The 25,112-nt window shown below is 56.9% G+C and carries 31 protein-coding genes; 24 read left to right on the top strand and 7 right to left on the bottom strand.

Annotation, left to right across the window (positions count from 1 at the left end):
• Window positions 1-5: 5 nt before the first annotated feature.
• Window positions 6-329: a flagellar hook-basal body complex protein FliE gene (gene fliE, locus N2K86_RS13860; protein ID WP_260658965.1), complete on the bottom strand. Its 324-nt coding sequence runs from the start codon at window positions 327-329 to the stop codon at window positions 6-8.
• A 263-nt stretch (window positions 330-592) separates the two neighbouring features.
• Between fliE and fliF the strand changes: the two genes are divergently transcribed.
• From fliF to fliR, 13 genes are all read left to right on the top strand, one after another.
• Complete coding sequence (gene fliF, locus N2K86_RS13855; protein ID WP_260658964.1) at window positions 593-2,272, top strand: flagellar basal-body MS-ring/collar protein FliF; 1,680 nt, start codon at window positions 593-595, stop codon at window positions 2,270-2,272.
• Window positions 2,272-3,258: a flagellar motor switch protein FliG gene (gene fliG, locus N2K86_RS13850; protein WP_260658963.1), complete on the top strand. Its 987-nt coding sequence runs from the start codon at window positions 2,272-2,274 to the stop codon at window positions 3,256-3,258. Before fliF ends, fliG begins: the two co-directional genes overlap by 1 nt.
• The gene (locus N2K86_RS13845; RefSeq protein WP_260658962.1) at window positions 3,245-3,949 is read left to right on the top strand and encodes a flagellar assembly protein FliH; all 705 of its coding nucleotides are present in this window, start codon (window positions 3,245-3,247) and stop codon (window positions 3,947-3,949) included. Before fliG ends, N2K86_RS13845 begins: the two co-directional genes overlap by 14 nt.
• Entirely contained in the window at window positions 3,946-5,310 is a 1,365-nt protein-coding gene (gene fliI, locus N2K86_RS13840) for a flagellar protein export ATPase FliI (protein ID WP_044856799.1), read from the top strand. Before N2K86_RS13845 ends, fliI begins: the two co-directional genes overlap by 4 nt.
• 12 nt (window positions 5,311-5,322) lie before the next feature.
• Window positions 5,323-5,772, top strand: coding sequence for a flagellar export protein FliJ (gene fliJ / locus N2K86_RS13835; RefSeq protein WP_260658961.1), 450 nt, complete (start codon window positions 5,323-5,325; stop codon window positions 5,770-5,772).
• The gene (locus tag N2K86_RS13830; protein ID WP_260658960.1) at window positions 5,769-6,818 is read left to right on the top strand and encodes a flagellar hook-length control protein FliK; all 1,050 of its coding nucleotides are present in this window, start codon (window positions 5,769-5,771) and stop codon (window positions 6,816-6,818) included. The genes fliJ and N2K86_RS13830 overlap by 4 nt, the downstream gene beginning before the upstream one ends.
• A gap of 129 nt (window positions 6,819-6,947) precedes the next feature.
• Entirely contained in the window at window positions 6,948-7,454 is a 507-nt protein-coding gene (locus tag N2K86_RS13825) for a flagellar basal body-associated FliL family protein (protein ID WP_044856802.1), read from the top strand.
• 5 nt (window positions 7,455-7,459) lie between these two features.
• On the top strand, window positions 7,460-8,452 hold the full coding sequence (gene fliM / locus N2K86_RS13820; RefSeq protein WP_148383980.1) for a flagellar motor switch protein FliM: 993 nt from the start codon (window positions 7,460-7,462) through the stop codon (window positions 8,450-8,452).
• Window positions 8,453-8,459: 7 nt separating this feature from the next.
• A complete protein-coding gene (fliN, locus tag N2K86_RS13815) occupies window positions 8,460-8,843 on the top strand; it encodes a flagellar motor switch protein FliN (protein ID WP_148383978.1) in 384 nt (127 codons plus the stop codon).
• On the top strand, window positions 8,843-9,211 hold the full coding sequence (gene fliO / locus N2K86_RS13810; protein ID WP_260658959.1) for a flagellar biosynthetic protein FliO: 369 nt from the start codon (window positions 8,843-8,845) through the stop codon (window positions 9,209-9,211). Before fliN ends, fliO begins: the two co-directional genes overlap by 1 nt.
• A gap of 29 nt (window positions 9,212-9,240) precedes the next feature.
• Window positions 9,241-9,939 (top strand): flagellar type III secretion system pore protein FliP, encoded by a 699-nt coding sequence (fliP, locus tag N2K86_RS13805; RefSeq protein WP_260661692.1) that lies wholly within the window; start codon window positions 9,241-9,243, stop codon window positions 9,937-9,939.
• A 9-nt stretch (window positions 9,940-9,948) separates the two neighbouring features.
• Window positions 9,949-10,218, top strand: a complete 270-nt coding sequence (gene fliQ, locus N2K86_RS13800) for a flagellar biosynthesis protein FliQ (RefSeq protein ID WP_041909262.1) — start codon at window positions 9,949-9,951, stop codon at window positions 10,216-10,218.
• Window positions 10,218-10,997, top strand: coding sequence for a flagellar biosynthetic protein FliR (gene fliR, locus N2K86_RS13795; RefSeq protein WP_041909263.1), 780 nt, complete (start codon window positions 10,218-10,220; stop codon window positions 10,995-10,997). Before fliQ ends, fliR begins: the two co-directional genes overlap by 1 nt.
• 3 nt (window positions 10,998-11,000) lie before the next feature.
• Here fliR and N2K86_RS13790 read toward each other — a convergent pair whose 3' ends face one another.
• On the bottom strand, window positions 11,001-11,525 hold the full coding sequence (locus tag N2K86_RS13790; RefSeq protein WP_222567039.1) for a hypothetical protein: 525 nt from the start codon (window positions 11,523-11,525) through the stop codon (window positions 11,001-11,003).
• The gene (locus N2K86_RS13785) at window positions 11,491-12,312 is read right to left on the bottom strand and encodes a winged helix-turn-helix domain-containing protein (protein ID WP_260658958.1); all 822 of its coding nucleotides are present in this window, start codon (window positions 12,310-12,312) and stop codon (window positions 11,491-11,493) included. The genes N2K86_RS13790 and N2K86_RS13785 overlap by 35 nt, the downstream gene beginning before the upstream one ends.
• Window positions 12,313-12,767: 455 nt before the next feature.
• Between N2K86_RS13785 and N2K86_RS13780 the strand changes: the two genes are divergently transcribed.
• The 3 genes from N2K86_RS13780 to N2K86_RS13770 all read left to right on the top strand — a co-directional run bounded on the left by N2K86_RS13780 (window position 12,768) and on the right by N2K86_RS13770 (window position 15,047).
• Window positions 12,768-13,259: a DoxX family protein gene (locus N2K86_RS13780; RefSeq protein WP_260658957.1), complete on the top strand. Its 492-nt coding sequence runs from the start codon at window positions 12,768-12,770 to the stop codon at window positions 13,257-13,259.
• A gap of 113 nt (window positions 13,260-13,372) precedes the next feature.
• The gene (locus tag N2K86_RS13775; protein WP_260658956.1) at window positions 13,373-14,536 is read left to right on the top strand and encodes a methyl-accepting chemotaxis protein; all 1,164 of its coding nucleotides are present in this window, start codon (window positions 13,373-13,375) and stop codon (window positions 14,534-14,536) included.
• Window positions 14,537-14,858: 322 nt separating this feature from the next.
• A complete protein-coding gene (locus tag N2K86_RS13770; RefSeq protein WP_260658955.1) occupies window positions 14,859-15,047 on the top strand; it encodes a hypothetical protein in 189 nt (62 codons plus the stop codon).
• Between the two features lie 14 nt (window positions 15,048-15,061).
• Here the strand turns inward: N2K86_RS13770 and N2K86_RS13765 are convergent, their stop codons facing one another.
• On the bottom strand, window positions 15,062-16,594 hold the full coding sequence (locus tag N2K86_RS13765) for a flagellin N-terminal helical domain-containing protein (RefSeq protein WP_260658954.1): 1,533 nt from the start codon (window positions 16,592-16,594) through the stop codon (window positions 15,062-15,064).
• A 300-nt stretch (window positions 16,595-16,894) separates the two neighbouring features.
• Between N2K86_RS13765 and fliD the strand changes: the two genes are divergently transcribed.
• From fliD to fliT, 3 genes are read left to right on the top strand one after another with little or no spacing between them, the layout of a single operon-like run.
• Window positions 16,895-18,370, top strand: coding sequence for a flagellar filament capping protein FliD (fliD, locus tag N2K86_RS13760; protein ID WP_260658953.1), 1,476 nt, complete (start codon window positions 16,895-16,897; stop codon window positions 18,368-18,370).
• Window positions 18,371-18,413: 43 nt separating this feature from the next.
• Window positions 18,414-18,821 (top strand): flagellar export chaperone FliS, encoded by a 408-nt coding sequence (gene fliS, locus N2K86_RS13755; RefSeq protein ID WP_047362948.1) that lies wholly within the window; start codon window positions 18,414-18,416, stop codon window positions 18,819-18,821.
• Window positions 18,814-19,134 carry a flagellar protein FliT gene (fliT, locus tag N2K86_RS13750; protein WP_260658952.1) on the top strand — a complete coding sequence of 107 codons (321 nt, stop codon included), beginning with the start codon at window positions 18,814-18,816 and terminating at the stop codon, window positions 19,132-19,134. Before fliS ends, fliT begins: the two co-directional genes overlap by 8 nt.
• Window positions 19,135-19,839: 705 nt before the next feature.
• On the opposite strand, the gene N2K86_RS13745 is transcribed toward fliT, so the two are convergent.
• From N2K86_RS13745 to flgA, 3 genes are all read right to left on the bottom strand, one after another.
• Window positions 19,840-20,283 (bottom strand): flagella synthesis protein FlgN, encoded by a 444-nt coding sequence (locus tag N2K86_RS13745; RefSeq protein WP_260658951.1) that lies wholly within the window; start codon window positions 20,281-20,283, stop codon window positions 19,840-19,842.
• A 17-nt stretch (window positions 20,284-20,300) separates the two neighbouring features.
• Window positions 20,301-20,594 (bottom strand): flagellar biosynthesis anti-sigma factor FlgM, encoded by a 294-nt coding sequence (gene flgM, locus N2K86_RS13740; RefSeq protein ID WP_044856816.1) that lies wholly within the window; start codon window positions 20,592-20,594, stop codon window positions 20,301-20,303.
• A 72-nt stretch (window positions 20,595-20,666) separates the two neighbouring features.
• Window positions 20,667-21,365 (bottom strand): flagellar basal body P-ring formation chaperone FlgA, encoded by a 699-nt coding sequence (flgA, locus tag N2K86_RS13735; protein ID WP_260658950.1) that lies wholly within the window; start codon window positions 21,363-21,365, stop codon window positions 20,667-20,669.
• A gap of 237 nt (window positions 21,366-21,602) precedes the next feature.
• Between flgA and flgB the strand changes: the two genes are divergently transcribed.
• The 5 genes from flgB to N2K86_RS13710 are packed head-to-tail and all read left to right on the top strand — an operon-like array spanning window position 21,603 to window position 25,110.
• Window positions 21,603-22,013, top strand: coding sequence for a flagellar basal body rod protein FlgB (gene flgB / locus N2K86_RS13730; protein WP_044856818.1), 411 nt, complete (start codon window positions 21,603-21,605; stop codon window positions 22,011-22,013).
• A gap of 6 nt (window positions 22,014-22,019) precedes the next feature.
• Window positions 22,020-22,424: a flagellar basal body rod protein FlgC gene (gene flgC / locus N2K86_RS13725; RefSeq protein ID WP_252002138.1), complete on the top strand. Its 405-nt coding sequence runs from the start codon at window positions 22,020-22,022 to the stop codon at window positions 22,422-22,424.
• A gap of 8 nt (window positions 22,425-22,432) precedes the next feature.
• Window positions 22,433-23,155, top strand: coding sequence for a flagellar hook assembly protein FlgD (locus N2K86_RS13720; protein WP_260658949.1), 723 nt, complete (start codon window positions 22,433-22,435; stop codon window positions 23,153-23,155).
• Window positions 23,156-23,178: 23 nt separating this feature from the next.
• Window positions 23,179-24,363 carry a flagellar hook protein FlgE gene (flgE, locus tag N2K86_RS13715; RefSeq protein ID WP_260658948.1) on the top strand — a complete coding sequence of 395 codons (1,185 nt, stop codon included), beginning with the start codon at window positions 23,179-23,181 and terminating at the stop codon, window positions 24,361-24,363.
• Between the two features lie 9 nt (window positions 24,364-24,372).
• Window positions 24,373-25,110 (top strand): flagellar basal body rod protein FlgF, encoded by a 738-nt coding sequence (locus N2K86_RS13710; protein ID WP_260661691.1) that lies wholly within the window; start codon window positions 24,373-24,375, stop codon window positions 25,108-25,110.
• Window positions 25,111-25,112: the final 2 nt, after the last annotated feature.

Genomic DNA, 25,112 nt, shown 5'->3' with positions numbered 1-25,112 from the left:
AGACCTTAAACCGGTGTATTCATTATTTCCTGATACGCGCCGATCATTTTATTTCGCGCCTGCATACCAAAGCTGAATGAAATAGAAGACTTCTGCATCGCGAGCATCACGTCATTCAGGGCAATATCTTGACTTCCGGACATCCACTGCTGTGTTTTGCTCTTTGCCTCGACCTGGGTTTTATTTATTTCGTTAATGCTGTTAAATAAAACGTCAGAAAAAGAGGGCGTGTCGCCGCGCGGAGACTGGAGGCGAGTAGACGGCCCGCCGACCTGCTGCGCCTGACGCTGAATTTGATCGAGTACGCCATGCATTAATGTTGCTGACATGTTCAATTCCTGGTAAATGAGATAAAAACTGCTGTTTGTTGCACATCTTTTAAACGTCGACAGCTTAACACGCGAATAAAAACCTCAGAAAATCCAATAAGCCGACAGAACTTTGAGCTTATTTATCCTTAAAAAAAACGTCTTTCAGACGATAATGCCCGCCTGAAAAATTCTTATATTTTTGAAATCGTCGACATCACTCTCGCGAATTTCGTGAGCTGACGCGCATCACCGATGCGTGCTATTTCATACAGGAATACGGCATGAGTGCCACACTAAATGATTTAACCAACAATCCGGCAGAGCGAATTAAATCAATACTGTCCTCACTTCGCAGCAGCCCGAAGCTTTTGCTGGTGATTTGCGGCGCTGCGGCGCTTTCCGTCATCATCGCCTTAATGTTCTGGGCAAAGGAGCCGGACTACCGGGTGCTGTTCAGCAACATCAGTGATGAAGAGGGCGGCGCGATCGTTGCGCAGCTCTCGCAGCTCAACGTCCCTTATCGCATTGATACCGCCGGTGGCGTCATCATGGTACCAGGATCCCAGGTACATGAAGTGCGGATGAAGCTGGCGCAGCAGGGGCTGCCGAAAGGCGGTTCGGTGGGCTTTGAACTGCTCGATCAGGAGAAGTTCGGCGTCAGCCAGTTTACCGAGCAGGTGAACTACCAGCGCGCCCTGGAGGGCGAGCTGGCGCGCACCATTGAAAATCTCGGGCCTATTCAGAGCGCGCGCGTGCATCTGGCTACGCCGAAACCGTCGATGTTTGTCCGGGAACAGAAAAAACCGACCGCCTCAGTCACCGTGAACCTGCTGCAGGGCCGCACCCTTGACGACAGCCAGGTGGTGGCCATCACCCATCTGATCTCCAGCGCCGTCACCGGGCTTTCTGCCGAGAGCGTCACCATTGTCGATCAGCGCGGTAACCTGCTGACCCAAAGCGGCGTGCGCGGCTTGCAAACGGCGCATCTGAAATACACCAACGACATTGAGAGTGACTACCAGCAGCGTATTCAGCGCATTCTGGCCCCGCTGGTGGGGGACGAAAATATTCGCGCGCAGGTCACGGCGCAGATTGACTTCACCGAGCAGGAGCAGACGCTGGAGCAGTATCAGCCGAACAGCGAGCCTGAAAAAATGGCGATCCGCAGCCGCCAGGCGAGCCTCTCCGAGCAGGGCAATCGCCGCGGCGCAAGCGGCGTGCCGGGGGCATTGAGCAATACGCCACCCGCACCGGCCACCGCACCGCTGACCCAGCCGCTCAACACCCCGGCGGACGACAATAAAGAGAAAACCACCGGTAACAGCGCCAACCGCGAGCCAGCCCAGCCGTATAACAACCGCAGTGATGAGACCACCAACTTTGAGGTGGATCGCACGCTAACCCATACCAAATCCAATACGGGTCGTATTCAACGTCTCTCGGTGGCCGTGGTCATCAACCATTTGCCGCAGGGTGAAGAGGGTAAACCCGGCCCGATCGGTGAGGCGGAGTTGACCCGCATCAACGCCCTGGTGAAAGAGGCGATTGGTTACAACGCCGCGCGCGGCGACAGCGTCAATATTCTCAACTCCGCGTTTAACGGCGTAGTGGAAGAGTCGGTGCCGCCATTCTGGGAGCAGGATCGTTTCTACGCGCTGCTGATGGCCATTGCCCGCTATCTGGTGATTGCCATTATCGGCTGGATCATGTGGCGCAAGCTGGTCCAGCCAGCCTGGTTCCGCCACCAGGAGACCACTATTCGTCGTCTGGAGATGGAGAAAGAGGCGCGAGAGGAAGAGATCGCGGCGAAAAAACGTGCCGCGGAGAAAAGCAACCGCCACCGTGCCCAGCAGCGGGTGGATACGGAACTCAATGGTCAACAGCTGCGTGAGCTGGCAGAGCAGGAGCCGCGCGTTATCGCCCTCGTGATCCGCCAGTGGATGAGTAAGGAGCCTAAATAATGAATGCCTCAGAAAAAAGCGCCATCGTCATGCTGACGCTGGGAGATGTCCTGGCGGCGGAGGTGTTCAAGCACCTCAACGCCCACGAGGTAAAGCAGATCAGTAGTTCGATGGTTAATATGGCGGGCTTTACCCACGATCAGATGGCTGCCGTGCTGGAAGATTTCAAGAAAGACTCCAGCGAGTACGCGGCTCTGAGCCTCAACACCAACGATTATCTGCGCAGCGTGCTGGTCAAAGCGCTGGGTGAAGAGCGCGCCTCGTCGCTGCTGGAAGATCTGCTGGATACCCATCAGGGCACCAACGGTATCGAGACGCTCAACTTTATGGATCCGCAGGCGGTGTTTGATCTGATTCGCGAAGAGCATCCGCAGATCATCGCCACCATCCTGGTGCATCTGAAGCGTAACCAGGCGGCGGACGTGCTGGGCAAATTTGACGACCGCGAGCGTAACGACATCATGCTGCGTATCGCCACCTTTGGTGGCGTACAGCCTGCTGCGCTGCAGGAGCTCACCGAAGTGTTGAACAACCTGCTCCACGGTCAAAACCTGAAGCGCAGCAAGATGGGCGGCGTGCGTCCGGCGGCAGAGATCCTCAACCTGATGAAGTCTCACCAGGAAGAGGCGGCCATCGAGGCGGTACGCGAATTCGACGGCGAGCTGGCGCAGAAGATTATCGACGAGATGTTCCTGTTCGAAAACCTGGTGGAAGTGGAAGACAGAAGCATTCAGCGCCTGCTGCAGGAGATCGAGAGCGAGACGCTGATCATCGCGCTGAAAGGGGCCGACGAACCGCTGCGCATGAAGTTCTTCCGCAACATGTCCCGTCGTCAGGCCGAGCTGATGACCGACGACCTGGCCTCCCGTGGCCCGGTTCGCCTGTCGCAGGTCGAAGCCGAACAGAAGACGATCCTCAACGTTGTCCGTCGCCTGGCCGAGTCTGGCGAGATCCTGATTGGAGGCAGCGACGATGCCTACGTTTAAGGATACCCACGCCCAGGAGTGGCACAGCTGGCAACCTGAAAATCTGCTCGGGGAACCCCTTGAAACGCCGCTGCCGACGCTGGATAGCGCCCAGTCCGAGGCGCAGTTGAAAGCCGAGCTGGCACGCCTGCGGAAACAGGCGGAGCAGCAGGGCTTCGCGCAGGGACAGCAGCAGGGACAGGAAGAGGGGCGCAAGCAGGGCTATGAGGCGGGCCTTAAAGAAGGCCGTGAGGCGGGCTTTGCAAAGGGGATGGAGCAGGCGCGCGCGGAACAGCAGACGGTTCTGCGTGAAGCGGAACAGTGGGTCACTCACTTTAAGCTCGCGCTGGAGAACCTCGAAAGCCTGATCCCTGGCCGTCTGGTGCAGTTCGCGCTCACCGCCGTGCAGCAACTCTACGGCAACGCCAGCGTGGTGGATAACCAGGCCCTGGTGAGCCAGATCCGTAGCCTGATGAAACAGGATGTGCTGCTCCACGGTACCTTTAAGCTGTATGTGAATCCGGACGCGTTTACCTCGGTTGAGCAGGCGCTGGGTGACACGCTCACGGCGATGGGCTGGGAGCTGCACCGGGACGCGCAGCTGGCGTCCGGCGGCTGCCGCGTGGTGTCACCTGACGCAGAGGTGGACGCCAGTATGGAAACGCGCTGGCAGGCGCTCTGCCAGCTGGCTCGCGAGGAGCTGTCGCAATGAGCGCGCAGCTAAAAAAATGGCTATCCGTCCTCGACCGGGTGGAAGAGAGACTGGCGCAGGTGCCGGATTTTCGCCAGTACGGCAAGCTGACGCGCGCCACGGGCCTGGTGATGGAGGCGGTTGGGCTGAAGCTGCCGATTGGCGCGTTGTGCATCGTGGAGCGCCAGACGGAGCAGGGCATTATCCCGGTTGAAAGCGAAGTGGTCGGCTTCAATGGTCAGACGCTGTTTCTGATGCCGCTGGAGCACGTCGACGGCATCCTGCCGGGGGCGCGTATTTACGCTCTGCAAAACGACAGCCATGCCGGTAAACAACTGCCCGTGGGCCCGCATCTGCTGGGCCGCGTGCTGGATGCGCAGGGCCGACCGCTGGATGGTCGTCCCGCGCCGGGGAATCCGTCGGCGGGGCTATTTACGCCAACCCTCAACCCGCTCCATCGCGACCCGATTAAAAACGTACTGGATGTCGGCGTGCGCGCCATCAACGGTCTGTTGACGGTGGGGCGCGGCCAGCGCATGGGCCTGTTTGCCGGGTCCGGTGTGGGCAAAAGCGTGCTGCTCGGCATGATGGCGCGCTTCACCACCGCCGATGTCATCGTGGTGGGGTTGATTGGCGAGCGTGGCCGTGAAGTCAAAGATTTTATTGAAAATATCCTCGGCGAGCAGGGGCTGGCGCGCGCGGTGGTGGTTGCCGCGCCGGCCGACGTCTCGCCAATTTTGCGTATGCAGGGGGCGGTCTATGCCACCCGCATCGCTGAAGATTTTCGCGATCGCGGCCTCAACGTGCTGCTGATCATGGACTCCCTGACGCGCTACGCCATGGCGCAGCGCGAGGTGGCGCTGGCCATCGGTGAACCACCCGCGACCAAAGGCTATCCGCCGTCGGTCTTTGCCCGCCTGCCTGCGCTGGTGGAACGTACCGGTAACGGCGTGAAGGGCGGCGGGTCGATCACCGCGTTTTATACCGTGCTGACGGAGGGTGATGACCAGCAGGATCCGATTGCCGACTCCGCGCGGGCGATCCTCGACGGACATATCGTCCTGTCGCGTCGTCTTGCCGAAGCGGGCCACTATCCGGCCATTGATATCGAAGCGTCGATCAGCCGCGCCATGACCGAGCTGATCCCGCACGCCCAGTACCGCAAGGTGCAGCGTTTCAAACAGCTGCTTTCTGCGTACCAGCGCAACCGCGATCTGGTCAGCGTGGGCGCATACGTTAAAGGCAGCGACGCGATGCTGGATCTGGCGATCGACAAATACCCGTCACTGGAGGCGTACCTCCACCAGGCGATCCACGAACGCAGCGGTTATGATGACGCCGTACACACCCTGTCCGGGCTCTTCCCGGACGTCAGGGACTAACCCGGAGGCGCCATGAAGGTAAACAACCCAATGACCCTGCTGCGTGACATGGCAGAGGAGACGCTGACAAAGACCACCCGCGCGCTGGGCGGCGTGCAGCAGCAGCTTCAGCAGGCCGTCGCCCAGCATGAACAGCTGCAGCACTACGAGCAGGAGTATCAGCAGTCCCTGCGTCAGGGAATGATGGGCAACGGCATGTCGGTGGCGGATCTGGTTAATCATCAGTCGTTTATTTTGTCGTTGAAGCAGGTCGTTAAGCAGCAGGAAGGCCATGTCGACGCCTGTGAAAAGGCGGTCGACAAGGTCAAACAGAACTGGGTGCAAAACAAGCAGCGCCTGAACGCGTTTGAAACGCTGATTGAACGCCGGGCGACGGCGCAGGCGCTGGTTCAGAGCCGACATGAACAAAAGCTGATGGATGAATTCGCGCAGCGTGCCGGACAAAAGAGAGAAAGGCTATGAACATTGATATTGCTGCCCTGTTACTGGGCGGCGGGGCGCAGGGCAAACCGAAAGCCGGGTTGCTGTCTGACGAGGATTTTGGCCCGGCACTGGAGGGCAAGCTGGCGCAGCTGTTTACCGGTCTGGATCCGCAGGCGCTGCCCGAGGCGATGCTGCCCGCCGCTATGCTGCCGGAACAGCTCACGGAGGTGACAGTCGGGAATGATGAGGAGATTGCTGACACGCTGCTGATGGCCCCGCCGGGGCTGGCGGAGGCACTGACGGGTGTGACCATCACAGAAGTTGAAGGGGAAGAAAGCCCGCAGTGGCAGCTACAGCAGCTGATTACCCGCAGCGTGACGGGCGCGGAGACAGCGGCGAAGCCAGAACCTGGCAAGCCTGCGGTGGGGGAGAAGCCTGACGCGCCGGGCGGTAAAACGTTAACACCGCTCAGCGTGACGGAGAAATCACCCGCGGTGACAACGACGCCTCTGACGGCGCAGTCTGCGCCGGTCGCGAGCGAAACGGTCGCCACGCCAGAGATGTCATCAACCGCGCCGGTCAGTGCCGTGGCGCTACCTGCCGCCGTACGCACCAGCATTGCCCATGCTCCGCAGCAGGTGGTTACCGTGAATCACCCGCCGGAAACGCCGGAGTGGAAGCAGTCGGTAAGCCAGCATATCGCTATCTTTAGCCGCAACGGCCTGCACAGCGCCGAGATCCGTCTACACCCTGAGGAGCTAGGTTCACTGCAAATTTCCCTGCGCGTTCAGCAGGATCAGGCGCACATTCATATCGTCAGCGAGCATTCTCACATTCGCCACGCTATGGAGCAGGCAATGCCGCAGCTGCGCGCCGCGATGGCGGAATCGGGGATTCAACTCGGTCAGGCGAACGTCAGCGCCGAGGGACAACAGTACGCTGCGGCAGGTGAGCAGCGCGACAATACGCCGGGCGAGCAGCAGGCCCAGCTGGAGGGCGAAGGGCAGCCGGACGATGACGACAGCGTCCCGACATTATTAACCACCACGCCGGGAAATATATACGGAATTAATACCTTTGCCTGAAGTGGCGAATTAGCTTCAGGAATGAAATTTTATCGCCTGATTATCAGGATGATTAAATGGACTACAATGTCCGCCATATTGACACGAGGGTAGTACGCTGCCTTCTCTTATTTATCAGGTGTACGTTCAATGAGTAATAAAAATAAAAAGGTCGCCAGCGGCGGAGGGTCTCGCTCGCTTCTGATGACGTTCATGTTTTTGACTGCCGTTGCGGCGTGCGGGTTTTCCGGCTACCTGTTCTGGGAAATGAAATTCGCCAAACCGGCAGACGTGGTGGTGGAAGGGGAAGTGAAAACAGCGCCTGCGCCCGTGCAAGTCGAGCCGCTTTACGCCTCGATGAATACTTTTACCGTGAGCCTGAAGCCGACGGCGAATGAATCCGACCGGGTATTGTACCTGGGTTTATCTATTCGGGTGGCAGAGCAGCAATCACTTGCCGTACTGGAAAAATATTTGCCGGAATACCGCAGCCGCTTATTTATGTTGCTCACCCATCAGACCTATGAAGATTTAGCCACCGACGAGGGGAAACGCCGCCTGATTACCAACATTAAGAGCGAGCTGGATAAACCGCTGGCGTTTAACCAGTCCATTCGCGTCACTGACGTCCTTATTAACGAATTTATTCTGCGGTAATAATTATGGCTGACAGCTTTTTATCACAGGATGAGATCGACCGTTTACTGAACGCCGATGCTGAGAGCAGTAGCGATCTCAATAACAGCCGTACAGACGCAGGGATAAAACCCTACGACCCGCATACGCAACGCCGGGTTATTCGTGAACGTCTGCATTCGCTGGAAATTATTAACGAACGTTTTGCCCGTCAGTTCCGTATGGGGCTGTTTAACCTGCTGCGCCGTAGCCCGGATATTACGGCGGGAAATATTAAGATCCAGCCGTATCACGAGTTTGCCCGCAACCTGCCGGTGCCGACAAACCTGAACCTGCTGCACCTTAACCCGCTGCGCGGCACCTCGCTGATGGCCTTCTCGCCGGGGCTGGTGTTTATGGCCGTAGACAACCTGTTCGGCGGCGACGGTCGTTTCCCGACCAAGGCCGACGGGCGTGAATTTACGCCAACCGAACAGCGCGTGATCCATCGCATGCTGTCGATGGCGCGCGAGGCGTACGAATTTGCCTGGAGTTCAATCTATAAAATCAAAACGGAGTACATCCGTTCGGAAATCCAGGTGAAGTTCACCAACATCACCTCATCGCCCAACGATGTGGTGGTCACCACGCCGTTTTCGGTGGAGATCGGCTCGCACCGCGGGGAATTCAACATCTGTATTCCCTTCAGCACCATTGAACCGCTGCGCGAGCTGCTGAGTAACCCGCCGATGGACAACTCCCGGCAGGAAGATACCCAGTGGCGTGGCCTGCTGGCGAGCCAGATGCGGGAAACGGAGCTGGAGCTGACGGCACGCTTTGCGGATGTCGGTACCCGCCTCTCCCGCGTGATGCAAATGAAGAAAGGCGACATTATCGCGCTCGATAAGCAAGAGTTTATCGAAGCCAGCGTGGGTGGCGTACCGGTCTTCACGGCCCGCTACGGCGAGGTTAACAATCAATATGCCCTGAAGGTCGAGCAGATGATTCAGCCTTCATTACTATCATTAAACAAGGAGTAATTTCCCCATGAGCGATATGAGCACCTCATCGGGTTCTGACGATCAGTCCATTGATAATCTCTGGGGTGATGCAATGAGCGAACAGCACGCGGCGGGAATTACCGACACCATGGCTGCACCGCAATTTTCTGACGAGATGAACCTGATCCTCGATATCCCGGTAAAAATGACCGTGGAGCTGGGGCGTACCAAAATGACCATCAAAGAGCTGCTGCGCCTGAGCCAGGGCTCGGTGGTGTCGCTGGACGGGCTGGCGGGGGAACCGCTGGATATCCTGATCAACGGTTATCTGATTGCGCAGGGTGAAGTGGTGGTCGTTTCCGATAAGTTCGGCATCCGCATCACGGATATCATCACGCCGTCTGAACGTATGCACCGTCTGAGCCGCTAATGAACGCCACTGACTCCCTCCCGGCGACCGGCTCGGTGCTGATGACGGTCACCGGCGCGCTGGCCCTGATTATCCTGCTGATGGTGGTGATGGCCTGGGCTGCCCGCCGCAGCGGGCTGGCGCGTCGGCTCAACGATGCTCAGGGCAACATGACCCTGGTGGCGACCCAGTCGCTGGGGCCGCGCGAGCGCCTGGTGCTGGTGGACGTGGGCGAGCAGCGGCTGGTGCTGGGCGTCACCGCGTCGCAGATTACCTGCCTTGCGACGCAGGCGCGTCCGGAGCAGGCTCCGCAAACCTCTGCGCCTGCGACCTTCCCGCAGATGCTGGAAAAGTTGCGCCAGAAGTACCGTCCGGGAGGTGAGCAGTGAACCGCCGCCTGCTGCTGGCGCTCGTCCTGATGTTGCCTGCCGCCGGTGCGCTGGCGGCCAACGGTGATATCACCCTCGGTAAACCGGCGGGGGAAGAGGGCTGGACGCTGCCGGTGCAAACCCTGCTGCTGCTGAGCGGGTTTACCTTTATTCCTGCCGTACTGCTGATGATGACCGGCTTTACCCGCATCATCATTGTGCTGGGGCTGATGCGTAACGCCCTCGGCACGCCCACCGCGCCGCCAAACCAGGTGCTGGTGGGGCTGTCGCTATTTTTGACCTTTTTCGTCATGTCTCCGGTGTTCAGCCAGATCTACGAAAAAGCCTGGCAGCCGCTGCAGGAAAACAAGATCACCATGGAAGTGGCCCTCACGGAAGGGGTGAAACCGCTGCGTGTCTTTATGCTCGACCAGACCCGCGAAAGCGATCTGGCGATGTTTGCCCGTATCGCCAAAACCCCGGATATCGCCTCGCCGGAAGCGGTGCCGCTCAGCATTCTGATACCGGCGTTTATCACCAGCGAGCTGAAAACCGCCTTCCAGATAGGCTTTACCATCTTTATTCCGTTCCTGATTATCGATCTGGTGGTCGCCAGCATTCTGATGGCGCTGGGGATGATGATGGTGCCGCCCACCACCATTGCGCTGCCGTTTAAGCTGATGCTGTTTGTACTGGTCGACGGCTGGCAGCTGCTGGTGGGATCGCTGGCCCAGAGCTTTTACAGTTAGGAGAGACCCATGACCCCGGAAAGCGTAATGGTGATTGGCATGCAGGCGATCAAGGTGGGACTGATGGTGTCAGCCCCGCTGCTGGTGGCCGCGCTGGTCACCGGTCTTATCATCAGTATTTTGCAGGCCGCCACCCAGGTCAATGAAATGACCATGACCTTCATCCCGAAGATCCTGATCATCGTTGGCGTGGCGGTGGCGCTGGGGCCGTGGATGATGAAGATTTTTATTGAATACACCCGCGCGGTCTTCGCCAGCATTCCTTTCGTGATTGGCTGATGGCCTTCGGACTTCCTCTCGACCAGCTCTACGGGCTGGTCAGTCACACTTTTTTCATCATGGTGCGCATTGCCGCGCTGCTGCACGTTGCGCCGATTTTCGGCGAGAAGGCGGTCAGCGCCCGTCTGCGCGCGGGCCTGGCGCTGTTGATTGCGATCCTGATTGGCGGCACGCTGCCTGATGCGCAGATAGGCCTCTACTCCTGGGAAGGGGTGTGGGTGATGGCGAAACAGGTGATTATCGGCGCGGCGATGGGGCTGACGCTGCAGCTGCTGTTTGCCGCCGTACGCATGTCCGGCGAAATCATCGGCATGCAGATGGGCCTCTCGTTCGCCACCTTCTTTGACCCAGGCGCAGGCAACAGCCCGGTGATCTCGCGTTTTCTCAACCTGCTGGTGACGCTGCTGTTCCTCGCCTTTAACGGCCATCTCTGGCTGCTGGCGCTGCTGGCGGAAACCTTCCAGACGCTGCCGGTTGACGCCACGCCGCTGCACGCGGGCGGGTTTATGTATCTGGTGACCCACGCGGGGATGATCTTCAGTCAGGGGCTGATGCTGGGGCTACCCGTGATTGCGCTGCTGCTGTGCATTAACTTCATCCTCGGGCTGTTAAACCGCCTGACGCCGCAGCTCTCTATCTTTGTGATTGGCTTCCCGCTGACGCTGACCTTCGGCATGCTGGCGCTGTTCCTGATTGCCGAAACGCTGGCACCGTTCTTTGAGCGCCTGATGGCCCTCGGGTTTGATACCCTTGATGGCCTGATTCAGGCGCTGGTCTGACCCTCAATTCATGCAGGCGATACGGGCGACGGTCTCCGTGCCGGAAGCGAGGACTTTGTCGTCCAGCAGGTAGACGGTGCTGGTCGCCTCTTCACCCGGTTTGATTTGCGGGAAGATATAATCGGTCACGTCTTCATCCGAGCTCTGGCCGCCGAGCTTGCGGTGCTGGCTGGTGACGGTCAGATGGAGCCGCTTGCCCGACATATTAACGTCGTAGCGCACTTCGCGGTTGACGGCTTTCGGCAGCCCGTCGCGCTTGCCGTCTTTGAAGTGACTAATGCTGCCGATATAGGTGGTATGCCCGTTGAACAGGCCGTCACGGTAAGACCGGTAGATACCGCGCGCCAGCGTCGCGTTGTTATCGTCCTCAATAATGTAATACGAGGTCGGCGCAATACAGGCCTCCTTGTAGGGCGAGGTATAAAACCCGTACAGCGCCATGGCGCCGGTCCCGATAATAACGCCGCCAAGAAACAGCAGCGCGAGCGGCGATTTAATAATGGCGAAAATAGAACGATTCGCAGTCATTCCCTGAATCCTTAAAGGGTTGTTGGCAGGCAATAAGCCCCTGGAATTTACTCATCTTTTCCGAGCCCGTGGTCACATACAGTACGGCTGCGGGCTTCTCGTCGGTACGGCGCGCCAGAACGTGGCGGGTATAGGTCTGCAGCGTGGATTCAATCAGCGCGGTCTGCGACTGTTTGTCTTGCTGAACCATCACCTCGGTACCGGGCGGCACGCCGGGGCCATTCCAGCGCACAAAGTGCACCGGCTGCGGGCTAAAATCTAAAATGCCGCGCAGGAGTAGCGCAATCACCAGCCCAACGAGCACGCCGCTTAGCGAGACGCAGCTCTTTTGCATGAGCGTGCTGCGCGCGCGCGGCGGGGCGGGTTCGACCGTCGGCGGCACCTCTGGCGCAACGGCCTGTTCGGGTGCTTCCTGCTGCGGGAGGTCTGGTGTCGGCGTTGCAGGCGCCACTTCGCTGCCGCTCTCCCGCACCAGCAGGCGATAGCCGCTGCGCGTCACGGCGATGAGCGTGATGGCTTCCTGCAGGTTTAGCTGAGCGAACGCGCGGCGTAACTTGGTGATCATCACCCGCACGCTATTGTCGGTGACCTCCACCCCGGCGCTGCGCCAGCCGATCTCCATCAGCTGTTCCTGGGAAAGCACTTCCCCATGCGCCTCCACCAGTGCGGCAAGGCACAGACATGCGCTTTGGGGAAGCGTGACGGTCTCTTGCGTATCCGTTCGGGCAAGCGTACGGCTTTGCAAATCCAGCGTCACTAACGATCCAATCGCGATATTGTTTAGCATAGTTATTTGATTCTTCTGGTGTATTGGGTATCGCTTCTGGCTAATGTAATTAATAGTAATGAATGCACGTTATTGCTAGCCGGGAGCCAGAGCGACATGCTTTTTATGTCTTACGTCATCTTTTTGCAACCATTATGTAAAATAAGCCTTAATAGATTTAAGGTTATTAATTGCGGTGTTTTAACCACACAAAAAATAACGTTATGAGTGGTTGCGCTTTAATCACATTAAAACCAATTGGTTACCATTTTAACTGCGCGTGCGCGGCGTCAGCAGCGTTGATAATGAGACGCTGTTATCACTTTTGATTAATCATTTTTAATATGAATAAAGTTATTAATTGTGCCGGAAATGGCGGGGCGGCGGTTGCGCACGAGGTCTGCGAATTTATACTGAGTAAAAAGCAGGTTATTGAATTTATTAAACAGTATTCATTTTCTTAACAAGGATGACCGATGTTCTCTCTTAAGCGTTTTATGCATACGTCCGATATGCCGGCCATGTTTCCCGTATTTCTCTGTCGTCTGGTGACAGGTGTATTTTTCTTTTCTGCCGGGTTTAATAAATTATTTGTTCCTGAGAACCAGCTGCTGATGGTGGATACCCTGCACGATGCGGGGATCCCTTTCCCGGTCATTATGGCGGTGGTGGTGGCGTTCTTCGAGTGCAGCATGGGGCTGCTGTTGACGCTGGGATTGTTCAGCCGCTTTAGCGCGCTGGTATTAATGGTCATCAGCAGCGTGGCGCTGGTCACGATTGGGATTTACACCATTCCACGCGGGCTGAATTTGATTTCATGGCTGAGCTGGCTGTTTTATTTGCCCGAGACGCTCTATATCGTGCTCTGCCTGTTCCCGCTGACCTGGGGCGGCACCCTTTGCAGCCTCGACGGCTGGCTGGTCAAACGCTGGCAGAAGGTCCGCAAAATTGTTTTTGTCGAGGGTTAACATAAGTGCGCGGTTATCAACGCTTTGAAGGGCATATTTCCTGATGCCTGCATAATAAAATAGCCCTGTAGAGGCAGCATTGTGCTGCCGTTAAAAGAACAGGCGCTGATGTTATGGTTTTTATTGTCATACTGGTCGTTATTTTCATTACCCTGGTGATTCTGGTGCAGGCTGGCGTCATGCCGTGGTTTATTCGCACGGAGGGGCAGCGCCTGCGCACGCAGGTTGATGTCCTGGCGACCCAACTGCGCGAGCAGCTCGATCGTGTTGAAGCGCAGCAGCGTTCAATGACCGAAAGCGTGGTCACCCTTAAAAGCTTCGCGCTGGACAAAAGCGCGCCGGGCGAGACGGAGAGTGCCGAAGAGACGGGCAGCAGCCGTCAATTTCTCAATGCACTGGTCAAAGAGACGGGCGAACGTCTTGGCGGTCGCGCCTGGATTGTGGACGACACCGGACGCATCATCGGCGATGCCGCCGGTGCGCCGACGGTACAGTCCCTCAACGATATTAACCTGCCGATGGCGGTGCCGTTGCGTGCGCTGGTTGCCCAGTCGGATGGCGGGTTGCGACATACCCATTTTCGCAGCGCCAGCGGCGAGCATACGCTGGTGGTGATGCCCATTCCCGACAGGCCGTGGCTGCTTGCCATTGACGTGCCCACCCGGCGAATGGGCGAGCGTCCGGGCATTCTGTTGCATAAGCCGTGGCCGCTGGCGGCCTTGCTGCTGGTCTCTACGTTGACCCTGCTTCGCAGCCTGAACCAGCATCTTTCCCGCCTCAACGAAGAGCTACCGTCGCAGCTGAAAACCGAGCAGGGCGCGCATTTGCCGCCGCTGATGCAGGAGATTGGCGAGCAGGCGAGCGCGATTGCCTGGGCAGCCAGCACGATTGCCGAGGAGAATGAACGTCTGCTGCGGGTACCCGAAGCGAACGCCAATATGCTGGCCGTGTTGAGCGAAAGCGCCACGGGCGCGATCCGGGCAATGAACGCGCTACACGACGCCGCGCTGCACATTGCCGACAGCAGCGGCACGCTGGTGCAGCTGGCCAGTCGCGCCTACAGCTATTCCCTTCATAACGATGAGAGCGTGTTTGCCGTGGAGTCGCGCAACCTGGCGAGCCGCTGCGCGCGTTCGTCGAAAGAACTCCGGGCCCTGATTGACGATGCGATGATGCAGGCGCAAAGCGGGGCACCTTCGGTGACGCAGAATAACAGCGTGCTGATTGAAGAGGTTTACACGGTGGCGAAGGCGCTGACTCAGAGGGTGAAAGGGTAGGCGTTGGCTTCTCCTGGATCGTGCGGCATTTTGCCGGGTGGCGCTGCGCTTGCCCGGCCTGCTAACTGTACCGAGCATTCCCTCTCCCTTGAGGGAGTGGTCTGGGGTTAGGGGGAAAATACAGCGCAAGACCTCCTGCCTTTCACCCCATTTTTTCGCTTTTCTGAAGACGCCTCGCAAGTTTGAATTTCATCCCTGATGACACTCTGCTAATCCCTCATTGCCGGGCGTAAGGTGCTCTCACGTCAGCCACAGCTGGCGTCGGGATTGACCTCCTAAAAACTCACTGAGAAACACTCATACAGTTTACTGGAGGCAAGTTATGGCATTACATCATCTCTTCACCACACCGTTCGACCATCATACCGATTTCACCGATCTCGCCGACAGCTGTGAGCGCTTTTGTTACGCGCTGGATACGCACGCAGGAAGGCGTTGCGTTGATCGAATAAAAAAAGCCCTCCACCAGGGAGGGCAACCGCGCATGGATGACATGCGCGTAAGTGTTTGAGGCGGTTAAGCAGATTAACGCAGCAGGGACAGTACGTTCTGCGGAACCTGGTTCGCCTGGGCCAGTACGGAAACACCTGCCTGCTGGAGGATGTTCGCACGGCTCATGGCAGACACTTCCACGGAGAAGTCGGCGTCCTGGATACGGGAGCGCGCTTCAGTGGTGTTGATGATGTTGGTGTTCAGGTTCGCAATGATGGAGCTGAAACGGTTCTGAACGGCACCCAGGTCGGCACGGAAATCTGCAACGGTAGTCAGGGCATCATCCAGTCGCTCCAGCAGATCTTCAGAAGCGATACGGCTGGATTCTTTAGCAATTTGATCAGCATCAGCATTTCGAGCATCGTCAACACTGCCCGTAGTCACTGACCCATCAGCATCCAGTTCGAATACTTTGACTTTGCCCGCTTTGTTGATGGCATAGAAAGTATTTGGATCAGCGCCTTCAACAGAGAACATGCGCATGCCGGAGGTTGCCATGTCTTCACCAAACACGTCGGTTGAAATGGCTTCCAGCATGTCCTTATCAAGAGTAATGTCAGCGCCATTTGAATTAATGGTATCACCGGCTTTAACGCGCGTGGCGGTACCCAGCTTCGTCGGACCATTCAGCAGCATGTCGGTATCAGCAGTATTCTGCACGTCACCTGCGGTGATAGTATCTTTTACAATTTCCTTGTCCGGGGCAGTGCCGGTCACCGTGAAGGTAATATTGACTTCCTGTACCTCTTTGGTGGTGCTGTTTGCCACAAAGAAACGCGTCAAACCCGTATCTTTGTCCTCGTAAGTGAGAACCGTTTTATCACCGGCATCACCGGTAACCCCTGTCGCGGCGGTAATCATTGCATCTCGATCAGCAGCGATTAATTTATAGTTTTTGCCTGCAACATCCGGATCGGTAACGCCAATTTTTTCGGCAGCAAATTGAGTATCTACTGGAGCATCTGTCCCTTTCTTTTCAAACTGGCTCGCTGCCGTAATCCCCACGCCATTCACCGTAATACCAATACTTGCGAAGTCGGCCATGAACTCGTCCAGACCCAACGTTTCCATATCCAGCTTGCTCAGTTTGATATCGATGGTGTCTTGGTCTTTATCACCGATCTGAATGGTGATTTTCTCTTTGGAACCGTCAAAGACTTTCACGCCGTTGAAGTTGGTGGTTTCCGCTACGCGGCTAATCTCTTCCAGACGGGTGCCGATCTCTTTCTTGATGGAGTCCAGGTCACTTGCAGAGTTGGTGCCGTTTTTCGCCTGCACGGTCAGCTCGCGGATACGCTGCATGTTCTCGGTCACTTCTTCCAGTGCGCCTTCGGTGGTCTGCGCCAGAGAGATACCGTCGTTGGCGTTACGTGCCGCCTGGGTCATACCGCGGATAGAAGAGGTGAAGCGGTTGGAAATCGCCAGGCCTGCCGCATCGTCCTTCGCGCTGTTAATACGCATACCGGAAGAGAGACGCTGAATAGCGGTACCCAGGGAAGACTGGGATTTGTTCAGGTTGTTCTGAGCCATCAGGCTCAGCGCGTTGGTATTAATGACCTGTGCCATTGTTATATCCTTCTAAGTGATAACGGTAATAAGAGATATGCGTTCGTTGTTGCGCATACTTCTTTCATCGGGGGGAATAAAAAAGACTGAATTATTTTTTTGCTTTTTTTATTGATGGCGAAAAATGGCGACAGGTTTGACATCTATTATTTAAATGGCGAAGGGTAATGGCGCGATAAGCGCACGAAACTGTCTTTACCCTTCTGCCATATTGTTGTGCCCCCCGTGAAAAATTAAACTTCCTTCTCTATTACCCGATGAAAATAGCGTGAGCTATTTCATTTCTGGAGGAACATTATTATGGCTGGAACGAATTTTTTAGGCGTGGGGTCCGGGCTGCCGTTTGAACAGTGGCTGGCGGATGAGCGCAAAGGTATTACGAAAAAACTCATTCCTTATCAGCAGAAGCAAACCACCTATAAAGGGCAGATTTCTGCGTGGGGCTCTATTTCCAGCGCGCTGAGCACGCTGAAGGACAATCTCGGCAAGCTGGAAGATGAGGGATTTAACGGCGTCAGCGTGAGCGACAACAAAACCTTTAAGGCAACCGCAGGGCAAGGGGCGATCCCTAACAGCTACTCCATTGCCGTCAAACAGCTGGCGAAGGCGCATCAGCTGGCGGTTGAGAACGATACGCGCGATAAACCCATCGGCAACAGCGCGGCGAAAGTGACCATTACCCTGAAAGAGGGTGAAAAACCGTTGGAGCTGGACTTAGCGAAAGATGAAACCTCTCTCGATCAGATTGCCAATAAGATCAATGACCAGAAGGGTGATGTGGTTGCAGAGGTGATGACCATTGAGGACGGGAAGCACAGGCTGGTTCTGACGTCGAAAAAAACCGGTGAAGCCGGGGAAATGAAGGTAGAGGTTGCAGGTAATGCGCAGTTAAAGGCAAAGCTTGAAGGTGCGGATGTTGAAACGGAGTTCCAGAATGCCGAAATTATTCTCAATGGGAAATCCATTATCCGAAGTTCTAATACGGTTAATGACCTGATCACCGGCGTGACGCTTGAGCTGCGTGAAGTATCGGAACTGAAGGAATCTGGACTCGATCCAGACGACCCAGAAAACTACAAAACCGAATCTCTGACCATCACAGAAGATACCTCAAAGGTGAAAACGCTGATTGAAGAGTTCGTCAAAAACTACAACAGCTACCTCACCACCGTCGCCGGTGCCACCAAATATACGGCTCCCGATCGTGACAGCAATTCGGACGCTCTGCCTCAGCCTGACGCTTCCAACGGCGCCCTGTTCAGCGACGGTTCCTTACGTCGACTGACCAGCGAGCTGAAAGCCACCGTGACGGGCAGCTATCCCGAGGTTGGGGATGTCATTCAGACGCTGGGTAAATTAGGGATTACCGTCACGTTTGACGGTAAAACCGGCGATGAGCGTACCGGTACGCTCGGCACCCTGACCATCGACAGCAAAAAGCTTGATGCCGCCCTGAAGGACAACCCGAAAGAGGTTGAAGCGCTGTTCCTCGGTAAAGGTGGTAAAGAGGGAATTAAGGACCGGATGGAAGGGATTTTTAATACCTATCTTGGTGACAAAAAGTCGATTGAGAAGAAAGAAGGCGTGATCGAAACCGCACTGGACACCTTGCGCGATCAGGAAAAGCGCATCGGCAAGCAGATCACGGCCATTGAACGACGCATTGAAGAGACCATGCTGCGCAGAGAAAAAGAGTATCAGCGCCTGGATAAGGCCATGAGCGATATGAACAGCATGAGCACCCGGTTGCAGCAGTCGCTGGCGGGGCTGGTTTAATCACTACTATCCCGGGCAGAGCGCTGCCCGGCAGGATTTGACGATGTACACCAAAACGGGCAACAGTGCCTACACCGCTGTCTCTCTCGACAGCCAGATCGCTGGCGCGACGCCGCATCAGCTTATCGTCCTGCTCTATGACGGGGCGATTAACGCCATGAAGCGGGCAGAGATTTATTTCCAGTCGGGCAATATCGCCCGTCGCGGCGAGATGATCTCCCGCGCCATCAATATTATCGACAACGGCCTGCGCGCCGGGCTGGATCACGAGAAGGGCGGGAAAATCGCCGAAGAGCTGGAGAGCCTGTACGAGTATATTTCCCGTACGCTGCTGGAGGCGAATCTCAACAAATCCGGTGAAAAGCTGCCGCACCTCATCGCCCTGATGACGGGGATGCAGGAAACCTGGCAGGCCATCGCCCCGCAGCACAAGCAGGTGAAACATGGATAACGACGTGATGGCGCTGATTGATGAGTTGCTCATCAGCAATGCGAAGCTGCGGCAGCAGGCCAATGCCGGCGAGTGGGATGTGTTTCTTGACGAGTCCGTGGCGTACACCATGGGAATGAGAACGCTGTGTGATATCGATTTAACTCAGCTGGCACAGCACACTAAAACGTCGGTCAGCGCCCGGCTGGCGACCCTGATTGAGAACGATGCCCTCTTAACACGCGCCATTCAGGGGCGACTGAGCACCATCAGCACCGAACTCTCCGCCATGCGCAAAACCAGCAGCGTGGCAAAATCTTACACTGCTGTTTAATTTCCCCCTCACCCTAACCCTCTCCCCGCAGGGGAGAGGGGACTGTCAGCCCGTAGACCCGCGCAAGCGAAGCGCCGCCGGGAAAAAGAGAACAACGCAGGCAGGAACCCTGACCCTCTCCCCATAAGGGCTAATGCCAGCACGGACGACCCCCTCTCCCTTGAGGGAGAGGGCTGGGGTGAGGGGGAACATACGGCTCAGGTGGTCATTCCGTTCACTTCATGTTCCTTGCTACTCTGTTACGGCATGACCTGCGAACGTGCCATGGCGGCTCAAGCGCCGCTTCGCGGTGCCCTCGGTTTATTCCTTCTGGCTTGTCGGGGCTCCCTCAGCCGTAGAGGTGAGGGGACTGTCAGCTCGTAGGCCCGCGCAAGCGAAGCGCCGCCGGGAAAAAGAGAACAACGCAGGCAGGAACCCTGACCCTCTCCCCGTAGGGGCTAATGCCAGCACGGACGACCCCCTCTCCCTTGAGGGAGAGGGCTGGGGTGAGGGGGAACATACGGCTGAAGTGGTCATTCCGTTCACTTCATGTTCCTTTCTACTCTGTAACGGCATGACCTGCGAACGTGCCATGGCGGCTCAAGCGCCGCTTAGCGGTGCCCTCGGTTTATTCCCTGGCTTGTCGGGAATGCCTCAGCGATTTACAGCCGGGCAAAAAAAAGCCCACCAGAGGCGGGCAAAAGAGGACAACGCAGACAGGAACGATCAGATACTGATGTTGTACTTGCGGCCCGCGGGCAGCTGGCTGGATTCCCCCGCGGGACCATAGAGCGTGCTAGCGTGGCCCACGTGGTCGATGGCCTTGCGGATATGCTGATTTTTCTTCATATGACTTTCCAGCAGTGATTCCACCTTTTGATTCAGCGACTTTGTGCTGCGCACCTTCTCATGCACCTGCTGCCAGCTGGCAAACAGCTTGCCGAGCCCCGGGTAGGGGGCTTCCGTGCCGCAGCTCTGCTCCTGCTGACGGCGCATATCGTCGTAATACTGAATGGTCGACAGCAGCTGGTTTTTGTTATCCGCCAACACCTGCAGCGACACCGGGTTGATCTGCGTGCGGTTGAGCTGATTGACCTCTTCAATCATGATCGCCTCCAGCTCATCCAGAGACGTTTTCATCTGCGCGAGTATCGGGTAAAGCTTGTCCATAGGGGGCCTGCTTACGGTTAAAACTGAAACATGTCCTGCACCATCGCCTGAGCGATTTTCTCAGGCTCAATGCGCAGGGTACCTGCCGACAGCGCGGCGCGAAGCTCGGCGACGCGCGCGTAGTCCACGTCGCGGCTGTCGTCGGTCTGGATCTTTTTGGTCATTTCGCTCAGGGTGACGTTGGTGTTGTCACGCTTGTCCGAACGTTTTGCCGCAGCGTCACTCTCCTGAGGCTGCGTGCGGGCGCGCAGATCCTGAGTGGGGGCGATTTTCGCAATCGGCGCGGTGGTCTGGCTGCTGTTGATGCTCATGGTGGTCCTCTCAGGTAAACATGTTCTGTACTCAATATTGTTTTCATCGGTGATTCACAGAAAACCTAAAATTTATTGTTGTGAAATAATCATCACCTGCCCGTCAGCCCCCACTTTCCCACTCACGGTGCGCCCGCCTGCCGTTTTGACTTTGAGCAGGTCGTCCACCGCGGCGTTGTTGAGCGCCTTGCCCTGGCTGCGAATACGAAAGCCTGAACCGGTCGTCACCAGGTCGACCGTCTGCCCGGCGCGCAGACGCCACTGCTGGCGCAGCTGGTTTTCTAACAGCGGCTTACCGGCGTCGATGGCGCGGATCAGGCGTTGGCCAATAATCTCATCGGCGTTAAAGATGAGTCCCCCCGGCTGGTGGTCGAGACTGCCGGTAACCGGCTCGATATCGCTGCGCTGGACAATCGCCCCGCCGGGCAGGCTCTGGCTTGCCACCCACCAGGTGCCCTGTGCGCTGATGCGAACCGGCAGGAAATGGCGACGCGCGCCGCACTGCGCGAGCACGGTGCGTTTGCCGGTCAGACGGCTGTTGCTTCCCACCAGGCTCAGCTTCGGGTTATCGCACACGGCGGCGAGCTGCGCGGGTGCGGCGAGCAGGGTGACGGTGCGCACGATGTCGCTACCGTCTTCAGGCTGTGGGACCAGCGCATCCAGTTTAAGCATCAGCCGCTGCTTTGCCGTCTGGTCAGAGGGTACGCTGGCTGCGGCGGATGCAGAAAAGAGCAAAGCGGCCACCGCCGTGCTAATTATTCGGAGCTTCATCGTATTGCCTTAATCATATCTGTGATGGCTAAATTATATACGCAGGCACCTGGGTTTTATTGCTTCAAATAATGACGCTTTTGCAGGTAATTAAATCTATCGTCGCGTTAACGTTATTAGGATTATTTCTATTTCCCTAAATAGGCTTATTTCTGTCGGGTCTTCGCAGTGTGATATTTCACCAGCGCTGACTACACTATCGCAGTTTAATTAACGCAAGACAGGAGTGCTGTTGTCATGAATAAACTTGATGACGCCTTTCGCTTTCAACAGCAGGCGTTAGGTTTGCTGTCGCGCCGCCAGGATATATTGGCTTCAAATATTGCGAATGCCGACACGCCGGGCTACAAGGCGCGCGATATTGATTTTACTCAGCAGCTAAAAGCCGCCATGGAAAATAACACGATGGCGAAATCTCCCGTATCCCTGGCATTAACGTCACAGAAGCATATTGAAGGTAAAGCGATGCCGTTTGACGATGCGAATGTGCTGTATCGCATACCGGATCAGCCGAGTGCCGACGGTAATACCGTGGATATGGATCGCGAGCGCGTCAATTTCGCGGATAACGCCGTGAAATATCAGTCGGGACTGACGTTCCTTGGCGCGGATATTAAAAAAATGATGACTGTGCTCAGTCAGGGGTAATCAACGATGTCGCTTTTTAGCGTATTTGATATTTCGGGTTCGGCGATGGCGGCCCAGTCCCGGCGTCTAAACGTCAGCGCCAGCAATATGGCCAACGCCGACAGCGTGGCGGGGCCGGACGGCCAACCCTACCGCGCGCGTCAGGTGGTCTTTTCCGTTGACGCGTCTGCCGGTCAGGAGATCGGCGGCGTGCAGGTTAGCGACGTAGTCGAGAGCAGCGCGCCGGACCGCCTGGTTTATGAACCGGGCAACCCGATGGCTGATGAACAAGGCTACGTGCGGATGCCAAACGTCAACGTCATGAACGAGATGGTGAACACCATTTCCGCCTCACGCAGCTACCAGGCCAACGTGGAAGTGATGAATTCCGCCAAAAGCCTGATGCTGAAAACATTAACGCTTGGTCAGTAAGGACGCATATGGCGGTCTCTTCGATTAACAACAATAACGGCGGTGCGGATGGCACCGGCACCGGCAACAGCGCGGCGGATCTGTCGAACCAGTTTATGAACCTGCTGGTGGCGCAGATGAAAAACCAGGATCCCACCAATCCGATGGATAACAACCAGCTCACCTCGCAGCTGGCGCAGTTCAACATGGCGGCGGGCGTGGAGAAGCTCAACAGCTCCGTGGCGGGCGTGCAGGCGATGATGATCCAGCTCGGCAGCATGAGCGCCTCCTCGTGGGTAGGGCGTAGCGTGCTGATTGAAGGGGAGGCGAAGGTCTCCTTTGGCGAACCAGAAGGCATTGGTATCCACCAGGTGGGTGCAGAGCGCCCTGGCGGCTCGGACGACTTCCACTTTGTATTAGGAGGCGATGCCGAAACGGTGACCGTCACCTTGCACGACGGCAACGAGGCGTACACCGCAGAGCTGAAGAACGTGAAGCAGGGCATGAACACCTACAACCTCGAGGACCTGGAAAACTTTAAGCCGGAGCCGGAGCCGGGGCCGTGGCCGCCGCGCGACAGGGAATACACCCTCTCCTTTGAGGCCAGCAATCCTGAGGGGGAAAACCCGGAAGTGTTTGGTCTGGTTCAGGATCAGGTTCAGGGCGTCACGATGGATCCGAGCGGACCGATTCTGCATCTGCTGAATAACGATCCGATTGGCATGGGCAAAGTTTTTGTCATTCAAAAATAGTCATTACTTTCTGGAAATTAATTATGGGTTTTTCACAAGGTCTTAGCGGCCTGAGTGCCGCGGCAAAAGCGCTGGACGTGGTGGGTAACAACATCGCCAACTCCCAGACGGTCGGGTTTAAAGCAGGCTCCGTCTCCTTCGCCGATATTTTTGCCGGTTCGACCGGGATGGGTGTGCAGGTGGCGGGCGTCAACCAGGATATGGGCGACGGCCCGCTGATGAACGGCACCTCCGCGCTGGATATGGGGATTTCAGGTCGTGGCTTTTTCCGCATGGTCGACCAGGCGGGCAGCGTTTTCTACGGACGCAACGGCCAGTTTGAGCAGGATGAAAACGGCTTTATCGTCAACAAAACCAACAAGCTGTTTTTGACCGGCTATCAGGCGACGGATGGGGTGATCAACCCAGGTGCCCAGGTAGGACCTATTCGCATCCCGACCGACGATATGCCGCCAGCGGCGTCAACCAAAGGCTCTCTGACCGGCAACCTGAAGTCAGATGATAAAACCATTACCGAGGATTTTGCCGCAGACGATCCTGACACCTACAACCACGTCAGTGAAGTTGAAGCAACCGATAACCTGGGCAATAAGCACACCATCAAAGTCTATTTTGTCCATACGGGAGACGGTGAATGGAAGGCATATTCCGAGGATTCAAAAGCGGCAGATGGGTTTGCAACTCACGATCTTAAATTCGTTGACGGCAAACTTACTGGCGCGCAGAACCTGGTCATTAATCGTGATGGGGTCGGTGGCGGTAACGACCTGTCTCTAACCATGGATCTGAGCAAACTCACGCAGTACGCCAGCGATACCCAGGTGATGCTCGGCGAGATTGACGGTCAAGCACCGGGTAAATTTAACAGCTATCAGGTCAGCGACACGGGCGAAGTGATTGCCATCTACAGCAACGGCAAGCGTCAGACCGTGGCGCAGGTGGTGCTGGCAGACTTTGCCAACGCGGGCGGCCTGGAACAGCAGGGCAACAACCTGTGGGCGGAAACCGTGCAATCCGGCCAGCCATTCCTGGGGACCTCGGGCACCGGCAGTTTCGGGAAAGTCACCGGCGGCATGCTGGAGTCCTCCAACGTGGAGCTGGGCAACGAAATGGTCAACATGATCGTCTACCAGCGAAACTACCAGTCCAACTCGCAAACCATCAAAACCCAGTCTGAAGTCCTGCAGACGCTGGTTAACCTGCGTTAAGGCTGAATGATGGATCGCGCTATTTATACCGCCATGAGTGCCGCCAACGCGGCGCTCAACCGCCAGGCGGTCACCTCTAACAATCTGGCGAACAGCTCTACCGCAGGCTTTCGGGCCCAGCTGGCGGCCTTCCGCTCGGTGCCCATTGAAGGGGAAACCCTGCGCACCCGCGCGCTGGTGGCAGAGTCGACACCGTTTCATGACACCACCATGGGGCCGATTACCCACACCGGGCGCAGCCTGGACGTGGCCTTGCCGCAGGACGGCTGGCTGGCGGTGGCGCTGGACGACGGCAGCGAAGGCTATACCCGCAACGGCGCCATCGAAGTGGATCAGGACGGGGCGCTGAGCGTCAACGGCCGTCCGCTGATGGGCGACGGCGGGCCGCTGGAAGTGCCGCCGCAGTCTCACGTCACCATCGGCAGCGACGGCACCGTGTCGGCGCTCGGTATGGGCGACGACCCGACGATGCTGGTGCCCGTTGGCCGACTGAAGCTGGTTAACGCCGACATGAACAGCATGGTTCACGGCGACGACGGGCTGTTCCGCGCGGCGGGCGGCGAGATGCTGGCACAGGATGAAACCCTGCGCCTGACGCCGGAGGCCATCGAGGGCAGCAACGTCAGCCCGGTGCAGGCCATGACGGCGATGATCGCCAACTCACGCGGCTTCGACATGAACATGAAGGTGATCCGCACCGCCGACGAGAACGCCCAGAAGGCCAATCAGCTATTAAGCGTGAGCTAAAT

It is taken from the genome of Enterobacter mori, assembly GCF_025244905.1.
GTDB classification, from domain to species: Bacteria; Pseudomonadota; Gammaproteobacteria; order Enterobacterales; family Enterobacteriaceae; genus Enterobacter; species Enterobacter mori_A.
Note: the sequence above shows the minus strand (reverse complement) of the source record. Positions and strands in the feature narration are given on the sequence as shown.